The sequence below is a fragment of the Paramagnetospirillum kuznetsovii genome, from assembly GCF_003284725.1.
Lineage (GTDB): Bacteria > Pseudomonadota > Alphaproteobacteria > Rhodospirillales > Magnetospirillaceae > Phaeospirillum > Phaeospirillum kuznetsovii.
In genome coordinates, this window is the sequence record NZ_PGTO01000001.1 from 87,808 (window position 1) to 103,281 (window position 15,474).

The window sequence follows — 15,474 nt, forward strand, 5'->3', positions numbered from 1 at the left end:
CATCCGACCCGGTCGATGGATCAGAACACCTCAACCATTCTCGTGACCGGCGGTTCCGGTTTCATAGGCTCTTGCGTCGTCCGCACCTTGCTGAGCCGGACCGGGCTGCGCGTGGTCAACGTCGACAAGCTGACCTATGCCGCCAGCCCGGAAGCCTTGGCGGTGGCGGCGGGCAATCCCCGCTACGTCTTCGAGAAGATCGATGTCTGCGACGGCCCGGCCCTGGCCGCGGCTTTCGCCCGCCACCGGCCGGACGCCGTCATGCATCTGGCCGCCGAAAGCCATGTGGACCGTTCCATCGACGCGCCGTCGGATTTCATCCAGACCAATATCGTCGGCACCTTTACCCTGCTGGAAGTGGCCGCCCAATATTGGCGCGGGCTTACCTCCGAGGTGCAGGCGAAATTCCGCTTCCACCATGTTTCCACCGACGAGGTATTCGGCAGCTTGGGGGCCGACGGCCGTTTCAGCGAGACCACCCCTTACGCCCCCACCTCGCCCTATTCGGCCAGCAAGGCCGCCGCCGACCATCTGGCGCGGGCATGGCGCCACACCTTCGGCCTGCCGGTTGTCTTAAGCAATTGCTCCAACAATTACGGCCCCTTCCAGTTCCCCGAGAAGCTGATCCCGCTGATCATCATCCGGGCGTTGGAAGGAAAGCCGCTTCCCGTTTACGGCGACGGCATGCAGATACGCGACTGGCTGCATGTGGAAGATCATGTGGACGGATTGCTGGCGGTTCTACTGCGTGGGCAGTTGGGCGAATCCTACAATATCGGCGGCTATGGCGAGCGGCCCAATATCGAGGTTGTTCGCACGCTGTGCACCATCCTCGACGATCTGGTCCCATCCCCGGACGGCCCGCGCCAGCGCCTGATCACCCATGTGGCCGACCGGCCCGGCCATGACGTCCGCTACGCCATCGATCCGGCCAAGATCACCGGTGAGTTGGGCTGGAAACCGGCGCACGGCTTCGAGACCGGATTGAAGGACACGGTGCGCTGGTATCTGGACAACGAGCCGTGGTGGCGCGCCATCCTGGAACAGCGCTATGACGGCGGCCGCTTGGGAGCGAAGGCATGAAGGGCATCATCCTGGCGGGCGGCACCGGCTCGCGGCTTTACCCGCTGACGGCGGCCACCAACAAGCAACTGATCTCGGTCTACGACAAGCCCCTGATCTATTACCCGCTGGCGACCCTGATGCTGGCCGGTATCCGCGAGGTGCTGATCATCACCCGGCCCGAGGATTCCGAGATCTTCGCCAAGGTGATCGGCGACGGCGCCCGGCTGGGCATGGATATTCAATACGCCACCCAGCCCAGCCCCGACGGCATCCCCCAGGCCTTCATCATCGGCCGCGATTTCATCAAGGGCGAGCCCTGCGCCCTGGTGCTGGGCGACAACGTGTTTTTCGGCCATGGCTTGCGTTCCATCCTCCGTGACGCCGCCGCCCATCCGTCGGGCGCCACTATTTTCGGCTATTGGGTCTCGGACCCGGAACGCTTCGGCGTCGTAACTTTCGACAAGGACTTCAACGCCGTCGATCTGGCGGAAAAGCCCAAGAACCCGAAGTCCAACTATGCCGTCACCGGCCTGTATTTCTACGATGGCAAGGTCTGTGATCTGGCCGCTTCGCTGAAGCCGTCGCCGCGTGGCGAGACCGAGATCACCGATCTCAACCGCCTCTATCTGGACGCGGGCGAATTGCATGTGCGCCGACTGGAACGCGGCTTCGCCTGGCTGGACACCGGGACGCCCGACGCCCTGCTGGACGCCGCCAACTACATCGCCACCATTGAGCGCCGCCAGGGACTCAAGATCGCCTGCATCGAGGAGATCGCGTGGCGGCAGGGCTGGATCGACGACGAGCGGCTGCAGGCCATCATCGCCACCATGAAGGACTGCGCCTACGGACAGTATCTGAAACTAACCCTGGAGCGCGGCCGGTGAGCCCGATTCCGCTCAATGACCTCAAACGCCACAACGCACCGCTGGCCACCGCGCTAAAGCAGGCGAGCGAGCGCGTCATCGACAGCGGTTGGTATATCCTGGGCGGCGAGGTGACGGCGTTCGAACGGGACTTCGCCGCCTATTGCGGAACCGCGTCCTGCATTGGGGTGGGCAACGGCACCGATGCCCTGGAACTGGCCCTCCGCGCGCTGGGCATCGGTCCCGGCGATAGGGTCGCCACCGTCGCCAATGCCGGAATGTACGCGTCCTCGGCCATCTGCGCGGTTGGGGCTCGACCGGTTTTCGTGGATATCGATCCGCTGCGACTGACCATAGACCCGGCCTCGCTGGCGGCCAAGATCACCGGACGGGTCAAGGCCGTCATCGTCACCCATCTCTACGGAAGGCTGGCCGATCTGGCCGGTGTCCGCGCCGTCTGCGGCGATCTGCCCATCATCGAGGATTGCGCCCAGGCCCATGGCGCCGAGCGCGACGGCGTTCGGGCGGGAGCCTTCGGGGCACTGGGCTGTTTCAGCTTCTTTCCCACCAAGAATCTCGGCGCATTGGGCGACGGCGGCGCGGTGGTGACCTCCGATCCCGCTTTGGCCGAGGCGTTGGTCAGCCTGCGCCAATACGGCTGGGCCACCAAATATCAGGCATCCCGCCCCGGCGGCCGCAATTCGCGCCTGGACGAGATGCAGGCGGCCATCCTGCGGGTCAAGTTGCCGCTGCTGGACGGCTGGAACGCCCGCAGACGGGCCATCTGCGCCCGTTATCGCGACGCCTTGCCGGACGGCGCCATGCCGGAAACCGGCATGGACGATGTGGCCCATCTGGCGGTGGCGCGGATGAAAGACAGGGACGCCGTCCAGGCACGACTGGCCGGGGCCGGCATTCAAACCGCCATTCATTACCCCATCGCCGATTACGACCAGCCGGCGTTGCGTCATCTCGGCTTGCTGCAGTCCCTGCCGGAGACCGCGCGGGCCTTGGCCGAGATCGTGACCCTGCCCTGCTTCCCCGAACTGACCGATGCCGAGGTGGAGCGGGTGGTGGAGGCCTTGGCATGATTCACGAAGACGCCCGCGTCGCCACTCCCCATGTGGGCGAGGGCACCCGCATCTGGCAGTTCACCGTGGTGCTGGCCAAGGCGCGCATCGGCCGCGACTGCAACATCAACGCGCAGGTCTTCATCGAGAACGACGTGGTGATCGGCGACCGGGTGACGGTGAAATCCGGGGTTCAACTGTGGGATGGGGTGCGGGTGGAAGACGACGTCTTCATCGGTCCCAACGCCACCTTCACCAATGATTTCCTGCCGCGCTCGCGGCGGCGGCCCGAAAAGTTCCTCCCCACGGTGCTGAAACGCGGCTGCTCCGTCGGTGCCAATGTCACCATCGTCGCCGGGGTAACCATCGGCGAATGCGCGATGATCGGGGCCGGCAGCGTGGTCACGCGCGACGTTCCCCCTTTCGAATTGTGGTACGGCAATCCGGCGCGCCGACGCGGGAGCGTCGGCGAAGACGGCAAAATCGTCGAAGCGACGCCGTCACCCTAAGGCCCCGTCCCTGCGGACAGCCCAACCTTCGCCGATTTCGAGAGACCGCATGAACTACACCTGGGACCAGATTCTCACCAACCGCATCCTGCTGCTGATGGCGATCATGTCCATGGCGATGTGGCCGCTGTTCATCTGGGCTGGATCGCGGTGGCGCGTCGGCGACTGGCGGATCGGCCAAGTCCGACTGTTTTACTGGGTATGGCTGGCGGGATTTACCGCTGAATTCTGGATCATGGGGCCATATTCGTTCATCGCCTGGGACGGCGAGGGCAATCTGGCCGTCGCCATGAACAACTATATCGCCCATTTTCATCCCGGTGGCTGGTTCAGTCATGCCTTGGCGGGTGGCATCGATCTGGCGCTGTTCTTTCCCGGCTATCAATATCTCCAGCCGGAAGTGGTGTTCGCCCGCCTGTTCCCCGCCTGGGTCGCCGTCGCCCTGCATAAGCTCATGGTCGGATCCCTGGGGTTCTGGGGGGCTTGGCTGCTGGCGCGCCAGCGGCTGCCCGAACGGCCGGGCACAGCCATGGCGATCGCCTTGCTGTTCCCTGTCTCCCAGGATTACCTGCTCAACTACTCCACCGAGTTCGGAACCGGCTTCGCCATGATACCGCTGGCCTTGTGGGTGCCGCTGGCGGCACCGCGCGATCACCTGTTCTGGCCGCGCGCCCTGGCCGTCGCGGTGTTGGTGGCTTTCGCCCAGCCCATGAAAGTGTTCCCCCCGCTGGCCATCGCCCTGGTGGGCGCCATGATCCTGATGGGATGCAGGGATTTCCGGCGAATCGTTCCAGTCTTCGGTCTCTACGTGCTGGCCAGCCTGGCCAATTGGCACGAGGTCCTGTTCGGGCTTTTCCAGGGAGCCAATTTCACCACCCGCATTGAAATGCTGGAAAAACACAATGCGCTGGCCAGTTTGCGCATCGCCTTGGCCATGGTGTACCAGCACGAATGGGTGCCGGGCTGGCAGCTGCTGGGGGCGCTGGGCTGCCTTGCCGTCCTCGACCGGCGGTCGGCCGTCCGCGTGGCCTTGGCGCTGGCATGGTTCGTGGGCAGCTTCGCCGTGCTTGAAGCCACGCCTTGGGAAGCCTTCGGCCTCGATATCGTCAATACCCTATCCCATTCCTATAACAGACTGGCCTTGCCGTCCCTGGCGGCGCTGGCCGTGTCCATGACACTGGCCGCGCTGGAGCGGCAAGGCTACGCCGTCGCCGGTCGGCGGCTGACGGCTGGGCTGTTCGCCGCCGGAGTGGCGGTGACGGTCTGGATCAAGCTGACCAATGTGGGGCAGTGGGTCTGGTTCGGCGGACAGGCCGCCTATACGACCCACGACAATCTGATCAATCCGCCGTGGAAACCGTCGGAAGACTTCCGGGTGGTGACCTTATTGGACTATCCCCACCCCAATGTGGTCGCCGGATTCTACGGCTATGACTGCTTCGATGCGGGTTCCAATCTCGACCCCAAGGCCTATGGCGAGTTCTGGCACAAGGTCATGCGGGACCGGCCCGACTATTTCCGAACCACCCGGACCCGGCTGGACTGGGCCTTCTGGGACGGCAAGCTCTACCATGTGGGAGAGTTCCTGCGGCTCGACCTGTTGCGCCTGGCCAATGTCCGATTTCTGTTCAGCGGATTGCCGCTCACCGCCGAGGGACTGCGGCTGGTGCAAGCTCCTAGAAGCGGCGACGAATACACGCGGGTCCGTCCGGATTTCTTCACGTCAACCGGCGATTTTCTCCGCAATCGCCTGTCGCGTCTGACCAATGCCGGCCAGCTCTGGGTCTATGAGGTGGAAAATGCCGTCCCCCGCATTTTCGCCGCCCAATCCGTCGCCGTGGCCGAGGGCGATCAATTCTCCGCCATGGTCGAGCAGGCGGCGAGTCGATCGGCCGAGCGCGTTGCCGTGGTGAGCGCCGCCGCCGCCCGGCGGCTTGGACCGGCGCGCCCTTTCAAGGTCGTGGGCTGGCGTAAATTGCCGGACGGCTATGACGTGGACGTGGAGGCCCCCGATGGCGGCGTCCTGGTGATCAACAACGCTTCTTTCAAATTCTGGACGGCCGAGGCCAACGGTGTCCGCATGCCGCTGGAACAGGCCAACGGTGCCCATATGGCCGTCAGCCTTCCGCCCGGCGCGCAGTTGGTGAAGATCCGCTACGATCGCCCTACGGTGCGGGGGATTTTGCGGAAGCTCGCCATCGGCTGAAGGCGTCCTTCAGCCGATGTTCCGGCACCGTCGCCGAAGATGGTCTTGAGCGTGCGGATGATGCGGCGCGGATTCATCACATAGCCGACAGCCTTGACCAGCGCCGCTCGGGTTTGAGAGTTTTTCGACTTTCCGATTCAGCTTAAGTGCGAATACCCTAAAGCCCCATGAACTCCCCGGCGAGTCGGTACTCCTCGCCGTTCATGCCGCGCTTGAAGGCGGCGATGCCGGGCGTCAGCTTGTCGTCGATGCCGCCGAGATCGAGCCAGCGCACGCCGCGCCTGGGCAATTCCACCACGGCTTCCCACAGCAGGCGGTTGTTGGCCTTGAGCTTGCGCCCGGCATCGCCGTTCCAGCCGATCAGATAGGTGGCGGCGTTGCCATGCCGGGCCAGCAGGATGCCCGCCACCGGATCGTGGCCGCTGGATGCCTTGAGCACCAGCATGTCGTCGGGACGATGGGCATGGGCGGCCAGGGCCTCGATCAAAGCGGGCGGGGTGGCGCCAAAGCCCTTGTCTTCCAGCAGTTCGCAATAGCGGGCCAGCATCCAGGGCCGATAGTCGGGCGAGGCCTCCACCAGCAGCGAGGACTTTTCCGCCGCGTTCAGCATGTTGCGCCACTTGCCGTCAAGCCGCTTGCGCAAGGCCTCCGGCCCCTGGGACAGGTCGATCCAGGCGGAGCACCAGGGGTCGCCGCCCCGGCGGCGAAAGCCCGGCACCAGTGTGCCCTCGGGCAGTTCGGGGGCCAGCGACAATGCCCCCAGATTGAACCAGCGCCAGCGTTTGCGCAGTGCGTCGATCACCACCAATTTGTCGGCCACCGACATCTCGCGCAGCCAGACGGGGCCGCGATTGAGACGGCCCACCCGCACGAGGCCTCCCATTCGTTTCTCCAGCACCTGGGCCAAGGCCACCGGCTGACCGGCCCAGCTCACCACGGCGCGGCGCGGCCGCCAGCCTTCCACCGCCCGCTTGGCCTCGCCATAGGCCCAGCTTTGCACCAGGGTCGACCAGCCCGCCTGGGCGAACAGATCCTCCCATTCGGCGCGGTCGGTGACGTCCCAGGCGACCAGCAGACTCATTTCAGCACCTTGGCATAGGCCGCCGCCAGCCGGTCGGGGTCCAGCGCCCCGTGCACCGGCAGCAGCAGCACCGAGCGGCGCAGCGCCACGGCACCTTCGGCATGGCGGGGATCGGCGGCGACCTCGGGCGGCAGGTCGGGCCAGGTCTCCACCGGCAAATGGGCGGCGCGCAAGGCGTCGTAGAGCTTGGCCGCCGCCTGGGGCGAGGTGGCGCGCATCGCCAGCCGATAGGGAATGGCCTCGTCGGCGTGATAAAGCGGACGCAGATCGGGCGTCTTCCGGATCACCTCGCGCAGGGCGGCCTCGTTGACGCGGCGGCGGGCCGCCTCATGGTCCAGCGAATGGGTGGCCAGCAGGCGGCGCGAAATCTCCGACGGGGATACGGGCGGCGCCATGGGTTGGGTCGGTGGATCGGAGAGGAAATCCTCCTGGCCGCCCTGGGGCATGAACGGACGCAGGCGGTCGGGAATCATGCCCTGGACCATGCGCTTTGCCAACCACTTCCAGTCGTTGGCCGCGTCGGCGGCGCGGCCGAGCGCGGCGCCGATCTCGTCACTCAATCCCTCGGCGCGGGGACGCACCACCACGATGCCGCCTTCCGGAGCGGGCAGCAGCTTGTGCGGCGAATACAGCACCACGTCACCGACATCATGGGCGCCGGCAATGGGCATCAGCAGATGGGCGGCGTCCTCGACCAGCAGGGCGTTACGGCTGTTGGCGAAATCGCGGGCGGCCTTCATCGGGACGGGAGAGCCGAAGGTATGGACCACCACCACGATGTCCAGGGTGCCGAGCGATTCGGCGGCGCGCCAATCCATGCTGCCATCGGCCAGCACCGGCAGGAAGACCGGTTCCGCCCCGGTCTGGCGCAGCGGCCACAGGGACTGATTGCAGATCCAGCCGGGCAACAGCACGCGGGCGGGCAGGCCGTGGCGCCTGGCGACTGCCTCGGCCAAGGCCGCCAGCGACCAGCTGGACCGCGGCGACAGAAAGCCGCTGTCCCACGGCTTCAGCCAGGGCGAGATGATGACCGGATCGGCGGCGACGGCGCGGGTAGCGCGAAACAGATCGCCCCAGCTGGGCAGCGGCGCGGTGGTGATCATGGGACGAACGCCCCATTGAATGGCAGGCGAGGGCCATGGCGGTCCAAGAGCTTCAGCCACGGATGACCACAGATGGACACAGATGACGTCATCATCTGTGTCCCGCATCGCGGGTATCTGTGTTCATCTGTGGCCATAGTCATGCTGTTTTCATCTGGGAGGTTGCCTCGTTTTCCACATTGGCCTGCCAGCGTTCCAGCACCAGCAAAGCCCAGACCGGTAGCGACACGTCGCGCCGTCCGGCCCGGTGCTCGGCCAGCAGGCGCTCCACCGCGCTCCAGTCCAGGCCGAGGGCGGTCATGCGGTCGGGCACCAATCGTTCGGCCACCATGCCCGCCAGTTCGTTCCGCAGCCACAGTCCCATGGGCGGATTGAAGCCCAGTTTGGGACGGTCGACGATGGCGGTGGGCAGCAGGCGGCGCGCCGCCGCCTTCAGCAGGGTCTTCTTGCCGGCGGCGAAGCGGGTGGCGGCCGACAGGCGCTGGACCAGCTCGATCAGGCGATGGTCCAGCAGCGGCAGGCGCAGTTCCAGGGCATGCATCATGCTCATGGCGTCACCATAGGCCATCAGATTGCCGGGCAGGAAGGCGAGAAGGTCGGTTTCCTGCATGGCGTCCAGGGCATTGCCCCGCCCGGTGGCGCGGTAGATATCAGCGATGGGCCGCGACACCGGACCGCCGCCCAGCAGGGCGCGGCGCTCGGCGGGGCTGAAATACTCCACCCAGGAGGCATACATCTCGGCATCGGGCAGACCGGCTCCGGCGATGAATTCGCGGATGCGCCGCAGGGTGTGGTTGCCGGAATTGCTTTCCGGCAGCAGCCGCGCCGCCGGTTCGATCAGCCCCTTGCGCAAGATCGCCGGAATGCGCCGCCACTGGGCCGCCAGCAGGCCGCCGTGATAGCGGGGATAACCGGCGAACACCTCGTCGCCGCCATCGCCCACCAGGGCGACGGTGACATGGCGCCGGGCGCTGGCCGACAGATCGCCGATCAGGAGCGCGGTGGGATTGCCGAACGGCTCGCCGAACGCCGCGATCATGCGGTCCAGCCCGCCAACCAGATCGGCCGAGGCGGGCAGCTCGGTGTGACGGGTGCCCACATGCTCCGACACCGCCTTGGCGGCGTCGCGCTCGTCATAGGCGGCCTGATCGAAGGTCATGGTGAAGCTGGACACCGCGTCCCGGCCGCGCTCCTTCGCCATCAAAGCGGCGATGACCGAGGAATCGACGCCGCCCGACAGGAAACAGCCCACCGGCACGTCGGCCACCATGCAGGACCGCACCGCCTGGGTCAGCACCGGCATCAGTTCCTCAACCGCCTGATCGGTGGTGAGATCGCGCTCGCCGGTGAAGGCGGGCCGCCACCATGGACGGATCTCCACCGGCTTTCCCGGGGTGAAGCGCAGCCAATGGCCGGGGGCAAGCTTCTTGATTCCGGCATGCAGGGTGCGGGGCGCCGGGACATAGAGGCAGGCGAGGAAGTCCGACAGCGCCTGTCGGTCCATGGTCAAATCCACACCGGGAACCAGACTTAGGCTGCGGATTTCCGAGGCGAAGGCCAGACCGCCGCCGGGAAGCTCCGCCCAGACCAGCGGCTTGATCCCCACCCGGTCGCGGGCCAGCAGCACCGATCCGTTGGCGCGGTCCAGCAGGGCGAAGGCGAACATGCCCACCAGCCGGTCCAGCGCCGCTTCGCCCTTTTCCGCCAGCAGGGTCAGCAGCACCTCGGTATCGCTGTGACTGCGAAACGAATGCCCGCGCCCTTCCAACTCGGCGCGCAGTTCGGCGTGGTTGTAGATCTCGCCGTTGAAGGCGATGACCCAGCGGCCGCAATCCGACGCCATGGGCTGGCGGCCGCCCTCGGACAGGTCGATCACCGCGAGGCGGCCATGGGCGAGGCCGAAGCCGGTCCGCTCGCAAACAAAGCTCCCCTGGCCGTCGGGGCCGCGATGGGCGAGGCGCTCCAGCATGCCGCTCAGCAGTTGGGGCGAAGCATTGGAGGCTCCGGCTATGCCGCACATAACGGCACCTCCTGGGCGGGACCGAGCCGGGCGAGAAAGTCGGGCCGCTCGCCGGTGGCGAAGGGCAGGCGCGCCAGCAATTCCACTGTGCGAAACGGCAAAAGGACAAGCTGCAGCAGGGCGGCGCCCCATTCGCCCCGCGCCCGATAGCCTTGGACCGCCTCGTAATGGATGATCAGACTGCGCAGCAGCAGCGGTGCCACCACGGGGCCGGGCAGACGCTTCAGCACCCCCATGTGACGACGCAGGATGGCCAGCGAGCAGGCCACCTTGCGGTCGATGCGGCTGGTGATGCCTTCCGGCGCCAGGGTGTAACGCAGCAGCGGGTCGGCGAAGGTCTCGAAGCGGTTCCCCGCCGTCGCCAGCACCGCCAGCCACAGCTCGTAATCCTGGGCCGAGCGCAGGGTGGCGTCGAAACCGCCCACCGCCACCACCGCGTCGCGGCGCACCAGCACGGTGGACGACGAGATGAAGCCGCGCAGGAACAGGGTGCGGTAGGGATCATCGGGGTCGCGCAGCCAGCGCGCCCGGCTGTCGTTCAGGGTCTCGGTGCCGTCGGGGCCGATATTGAACAGATTGTGCGACGACATGATCAGGCCGCCGCCCTCGCTGACCTCCAGGCTGCGGCGCAGCTTGGCGGGCAGCCATTCGTCGTCGGAATCCAAGAAGGCCAGCCATGTGCCGGTGGCCGCCGCGATGGCCCGGTTGCGCGCCGCCCCCGCCCCCTGGTTGGCCTGGGTGAAGGCGCGCAAATGGATGCCATTCATGCGACCCGCCATGCTCTTGATGCGTTCGATTGTGTCGTCGGTGGAGCCGTCGTCCACCACGATGACCTCTTTCGGCCTGACCTCCTGGGCGGCGATGGAGGCCAGGGCGCGGGTGATGGTCGCGGCCGAATTATAGGCGGGCATGATGACGGAGACGTCGGCGAGATCAGCCATCGGCCATCTCCGCCAGACTGGCGGTGGGGGCCTCGCCATAAGAACCCTCGCCGTGAAGCCGCACCGTCAGCTCCAGCGCCAGCAGGGCGTAAAGCCGGAAGGCGTGGCGGCCGGGTTGGGCCAACAGGCGCTCGATTCCGTCCTTGCTCCACCAACCCCGGTCCAGGCTTTGCTTGCGTGTCAGCAGGCGCCGCGCCAGGGGGGCGAGGCCGCCGGTCTCGAACCAGGCGGGGACCGGCGAGGCGAAGCCCTGCTTGGGCGCGCTCAGCAGGGAGTCCGGCAGGTAATCGGCGGCGATGGCGCGCTCCAGCGCCTTCTGCCGCCCGCCCGGATTGCGGATTTCGGGCGGAACCGCCAGGGCGGCCTCCACCAGCCGGTGATCCAGCAGCGGCACCCGGCCCTCGACGCTATGCGCCATGGTGGTGCGGTCCAGCAGGCACAGCAGGTCTTCCGGCAGATAGGTGTTGAGCTCGGCATAAAGGGCGGCGCTGTCGGCCGGTCCGGCGTATTGGGCGAAGAACCCGGCCTGGGCGGGATGGGGCAAAGCCAGCTTGCCGCCCAGCAGCGCCATGACCGGCGGCGGGAACAAGGTGCAATGGTCGAACAGATAGGCGCCGCGATTGCCGTCGAACTTCTCGGCGCGGGCCAGTTGCCACGCCAGGAAGGGATTGGCGGTGCCCACCACGGCTTCCGCCAGCTTGCGCAGCGTCCGGGGCAGCGTGAGGTAACGCGCCTCCACCGGAAGGCGGAAATAGCGGCCATAGCCGCCGAACAGCTCGTCGCCGCCGGTGCCGTTCAGCACCACGCGGGTCTCGCGGCCGATCACTTCGTTGATCAGATGATTGGGCAGCAGGCTGGCATCGGCCAGCGGTTCGTCGGCGTGCCAGCACAACCGCGGCAGCAGTTGAGCGGCGGAATCGGTGGACAGTTCGAACACCGTATGGTCGGTGCCGTAGCGCGCCGCCACCTGGGCGGCCAGAGGCGTCTCGTCCACCCTGGCACCCGAAAAGCGCACCGTATAGGTCTTCAGGGGCCGGTCCAGCCGACGCGCCGCCAGCGCTACCAGCAGGCCGGAATCGATGCCGCCCGACAGCATGGCGCCCACCGGCACGTCGGAGCGCAGTTGCAGCCCCACCGCGTCGTCGAGAATCTCCACCAGCCGCGCCTTGATCCCGGCTTCGTCCTGGGGCAGATCGGCGGCGGGAGAGGCGCGCCAATAGCGCTCGATTCTGATCTCGCCGTTGGCCTCCACCGTCATCAGCGAGGCGGGCGGCAGCTTGAATACGCCCTTGTACAAGGTGGCGGGGGCGGGCACGTAGCCGTGGCCCAGATAGGCGGCGACACTGGTCTCGTCGATCTCGGGCGCGGCACGGCCCGAGGCGAACAGCGCCTTGATCTCGGAGGCGAACAGAACCCCGCCGCCCCGGACCCGCGTCCAGTACAGCGGCTTGATGCCGAGCCGGTCGCGCAGCAAAAGCAGCCGGTGGGCGTCGCGCTCATACAGCGCCATGGCGTACATGCCGTTGAGGCCGTGGACGAAATCGCCGCCCTTGGCGTGGAACAGCTCCAGCGCCGCTTCCATGTCGCCCTGCGTCTTGAAGGCATGGCCCCGCGCGCTCAACTCCGAACGCAGTTCACGGTAGTTGTAGACCTCGCCATTGCCCAGCAGCACCAATTCGCCGCCGCCCCGCACCAGCGGCTGATCGCCGGTGGCCAGATCGATGATGGCCAGCCGGGTGAAGCCCGCCTGGAAGCGGTGATCGTGGGAGACATGAATGCCGGTGCCGTCGGGACCGCGATGGCGCATGACGCGCAGCATGGCGGCGATGTCGGCCTCGGCCACGGGGGCGGATGCGGGCAGGAACAGTCCGGCGAGGCCGCACATGTCAATCGGCCTCCACGGTAATGGTGCCGGTCCAGGGCAGCGGCGCGGTGGCGGTGAATTCCAATCGGGTCGCCGGGCGTCCCACCCCATAGGCGCTCCATACGATGGTGTCGGAAACCGCGATCTCGGCCCCCGGCGCATGGATGGTGAAGCGCCGCCCGCCCGGTGCGCCGAGCCGAACCCCTCCGTCCAGCCGCTCCACCGTGCAAGTGGTGTGCAGGCGGCGGATCAGGACATGGACGCCCTTGCCCGCCACGCTATCGGCGATTTCCAGATTTCGCCCTGCGAAACGCCAAATCCGCGTCACCGCCCCAACGCCGCTTAGGCGGCGAAAGCCCTCGAAGCTCAGCGCGACGCCGTCATCCCGCTTTTCCAGCCGGGGCGGCTCGCCCGCCACCTTGCGGCGGAAGGCCGGTGCGTAATAGGGCTTGTTGGCGGGATAGGGATCAAGCCCGTCCACCGACAGGCCGTTATGGGCGCGGGCCGAAACCATCTCGTCGGCCTCGCCCGCCACCGCATAGCTGCCGCGTCCCAGATCGACGAAGACCGGCTCGCGCTCGAAATGCAGCTCGAAGCCGCCGCAATCCTGGTGGCCATGGCCGGGCATCTGGCTCCAGCCGTCGGGATCGGCATGCCACAATCCGGTCCAGTCGCCGAACCCGGCTTTCAGCCAGCCGTCGTCCGCCAGGGAGTCCGAGGGCGCGACGCTGTCCAGCACGGTGGCCAGCCGCACCCGGTCGTCGGGGGTCAGCAGTTCCATCCAGCCGGACCGGCGGTCGCCGCCCGGCATCAGGCAGAACAGGTGATCGGGCGGGCAATCGGGCGAGATGTCGCCCACCAGGGGAAAGCGCCCCGGCAGATCGAAATGGGGCAGGGCGGCGACCGCCCGGCGCAAGGATTTCTCGAAGGCTTCCGCCTCGGGGCGGCCATGGGCGCGGGCCCCCAGCCAGACGCTGGCCAGGGATCGGGTCAGCAGCAGATGGTAATGGGTCGATCCTTCCCGCAGCACGCCGGACAGGCGGAAGATACGGACCAGCTCGCCCAGCAGGACGCGGGCGCCGGTCTCGACGGTCCGGGGCAGGCCGAGGGCGAGGCCCAGCAGATAGAGGCCGCGGCCATTGTTGAACAGGTGGTTCGAGGTATGGTGCTCGCCGAAATATTCCAGCCGCGCCGCCATGGCCGGGGCATGGGCGGCCAGCACCGCCAGGGTGTCCTCGGCCGGGCCGGGCAGGCCGTGACGGTTGACGAAGGCCAGCAGGTTGATGGCCCGCTCGGCCGCCGTATAGGGATGCCAGGCCCAAGACGAATCGGGCGTGCCGAATCGGGCGCGCCACGCCGCCCACATGGACCCCACCCAGCGGGCGTCGTCCGAGGATTTCATCAGCGGCACCCAGGCGAAGCGGTGCAGCCCCAACTGGGTCTCGGGATCGTCATAGGCCCGCGCCACCGCCGCCGCCTCGCCCCCCGGCTCGATCTCGACATTCTGGCCGGGCAGCCGCAGGGTCAGGCGGCCCTTGGGCGCGCCCTGGGGCAGGGCCGAGAACACCACCGGCGGGATTTCCGCGTCCAGCCCGTTCCAATCCGGCCCCAGGCTGGGCGGCAGATGGGGGGTGAAGCGGGGCTCGCCCGGCGTCAGACGCAACAGGCGCAGCGCCAGCCAGCGGCGCAGCACCGGGTCGTCGGACAGTTGACGCAGCTTGCGGGTGATCGCATTGGACATGAAAAAGCTTGTAGCGGAGAGAAGGGCCGGACGCTATAGAGGAACGCACCATGCCCGCTCCCGCCAAGTCCGACATTCAGGCCTTCTGGAAGTCCCTGTACGACTCGCTCTACGAGGATGTGGACGCCGGGCTGACGCGGGCCGACCTTATGGCGGCGCTGGACGATCTGGAAGACATGTTCCGCTACCGCGAGCATCTGGCGGTGGTCGAGATGCCGCTGGCCGAGCTGGCGGGCAAGAAAGTCCTGGAAATCGGCCCCGGCGCCGGCGGCCATTCCGCCCTGTTCGCCAAGCATGGCGCGCGGATGACCTCGGTGGATCTCACCAATGCCCGGGCCAGGGCCACCGAGGCCAAGTTCCGCCTGATGGGGGCCGAAGGCTGCCATGCACTGCAAGGCGACGCCGAGAACCTGCCCTTCGCCGATGACAGTTTCGACATCGTCTATTCCAACGGAGTGCTGCACCACACCGCCGATACGGAAAAGGCCTTCGCCGAGGTTTACCGCGTGCTCAAGCCCGGCGGCAAGGCGGTGATCCTGCTGTACTGCAAAAGCTCGTGGCATTACTGGATCAACATGGTGCTGCCGGTGGGCATCCTTCAGGGCAAGCTGTTCAAGGACCGCAACTGGCTGGGCAAGGCCACCGAATGGGGCGGCAAGAACCGCCAGACCGTGGCCAATCCCTTCACCCGTTGCTACACCGCCGACGGCATCCGCCGCCTGTTCCAGGGCTTCGAGTCGCTGACCATGCGCAAGGGCGAGTTCTACTGGTATCTGGTGCCCAAGCTGGGCCGCCTTTATCGCAAATACCAGATCAAGCGCTACGGCACCCATCCCGGTGGCGTGCTGGTCTATGGCGAGCCCTGGCCCATCCAGTCGCCGCTGGAGCTTGCCTTGGGCAAGATCATGGGCTTCGCCTGGCATATCTCGGCCCGCAAGCCGACCCGTTAGACTGGAACCCGCTGGGGAAATGGGGTAAGGCTGGCGGACGCCCGCCCGCCACCGGAGA

General features: G+C 67.0%; 12 protein-coding genes. 6 read left to right on the forward strand and 6 right to left on the reverse strand.

The window, feature by feature from the left end; genetic code table 11:
• The first annotated feature begins 15 nt into the window (after positions 1–15).
• From rfbB to CU669_RS00390, 5 genes are read left to right on the forward strand one after another with little or no spacing between them, the layout of a single operon-like run.
• A complete protein-coding gene (gene rfbB, locus CU669_RS00370; protein WP_112141828.1) occupies positions 16–1,083 on the forward strand; it encodes a dTDP-glucose 4,6-dehydratase in 1,068 nt (355 codons plus the stop codon).
• Positions 1,080–1,952 (forward strand): glucose-1-phosphate thymidylyltransferase RfbA, encoded by an 873-nt coding sequence (rfbA, locus tag CU669_RS00375; RefSeq protein WP_112141829.1) that lies wholly within the window; start codon positions 1,080–1,082, stop codon positions 1,950–1,952. The genes rfbB and rfbA overlap by 4 nt, the downstream gene beginning before the upstream one ends.
• Positions 1,949–3,022: a DegT/DnrJ/EryC1/StrS family aminotransferase gene (locus CU669_RS00380; protein WP_112141830.1), complete on the forward strand. Its 1,074-nt coding sequence runs from the start codon at positions 1,949–1,951 to the stop codon at positions 3,020–3,022. The genes rfbA and CU669_RS00380 overlap by 4 nt, the downstream gene beginning before the upstream one ends.
• The gene (locus CU669_RS21945) at positions 3,019–3,510 is read left to right on the forward strand and encodes an acyltransferase (RefSeq protein WP_112141831.1); all 492 of its coding nucleotides are present in this window, start codon (positions 3,019–3,021) and stop codon (positions 3,508–3,510) included. Before CU669_RS00380 ends, CU669_RS21945 begins: the two co-directional genes overlap by 4 nt.
• Before the next feature lie 49 nt (positions 3,511–3,559).
• Positions 3,560–5,716 (forward strand): hypothetical protein, encoded by a 2,157-nt coding sequence (locus tag CU669_RS00390; RefSeq protein WP_112141832.1) that lies wholly within the window; start codon positions 3,560–3,562, stop codon positions 5,714–5,716.
• 157 nt (positions 5,717–5,873) lie between these two features.
• On the opposite strand, the gene CU669_RS00395 is transcribed toward CU669_RS00390, so the two are convergent.
• The 6 genes from CU669_RS00395 to CU669_RS00420 all read right to left on the reverse strand — a co-directional run bounded on the left by CU669_RS00395 (position 5,874) and on the right by CU669_RS00420 (position 14,466).
• Complete coding sequence (locus CU669_RS00395) at positions 5,874–6,797, reverse strand: lipid II:glycine glycyltransferase FemX (protein WP_112141833.1); 924 nt, start codon at positions 6,795–6,797, stop codon at positions 5,874–5,876.
• A complete protein-coding gene (locus tag CU669_RS00400) occupies positions 6,794–7,900 on the reverse strand; it encodes a DegT/DnrJ/EryC1/StrS family aminotransferase (RefSeq protein WP_161539547.1) in 1,107 nt (368 codons plus the stop codon). The genes CU669_RS00395 and CU669_RS00400 overlap by 4 nt, the downstream gene beginning before the upstream one ends.
• 139 nt (positions 7,901–8,039) lie before the next feature.
• Positions 8,040–9,920, reverse strand: a complete 1,881-nt coding sequence (gene asnB, locus CU669_RS00405) for an asparagine synthase (glutamine-hydrolyzing) (RefSeq protein WP_112141835.1) — start codon at positions 9,918–9,920, stop codon at positions 8,040–8,042.
• Positions 9,908–10,861, reverse strand: a complete 954-nt coding sequence (locus tag CU669_RS00410) for a glycosyltransferase family 2 protein (protein ID WP_161539548.1) — start codon at positions 10,859–10,861, stop codon at positions 9,908–9,910. The genes asnB (CU669_RS00405) and CU669_RS00410 overlap by 13 nt, the downstream gene beginning before the upstream one ends.
• On the reverse strand, positions 10,854–12,746 hold the full coding sequence (asnB, locus tag CU669_RS00415; protein WP_161539549.1) for an asparagine synthase (glutamine-hydrolyzing): 1,893 nt from the start codon (positions 12,744–12,746) through the stop codon (positions 10,854–10,856). Before asnB (CU669_RS00415) ends, CU669_RS00410 begins: the two co-directional genes overlap by 8 nt.
• Position 12,747: 1 nt before the next feature.
• Positions 12,748–14,466, reverse strand: a complete 1,719-nt coding sequence (locus tag CU669_RS00420) for a heparinase II/III domain-containing protein (protein ID WP_112141838.1) — start codon at positions 14,464–14,466, stop codon at positions 12,748–12,750.
• Positions 14,467–14,516: 50 nt separating this feature from the next.
• On the opposite strand from CU669_RS00420, the gene CU669_RS00425 reads away from it, so the two are divergent.
• On the forward strand, positions 14,517–15,416 hold the full coding sequence (locus CU669_RS00425; RefSeq protein WP_112141839.1) for a class I SAM-dependent methyltransferase: 900 nt from the start codon (positions 14,517–14,519) through the stop codon (positions 15,414–15,416).
• Positions 15,417–15,474: the final 58 nt, after the last annotated feature.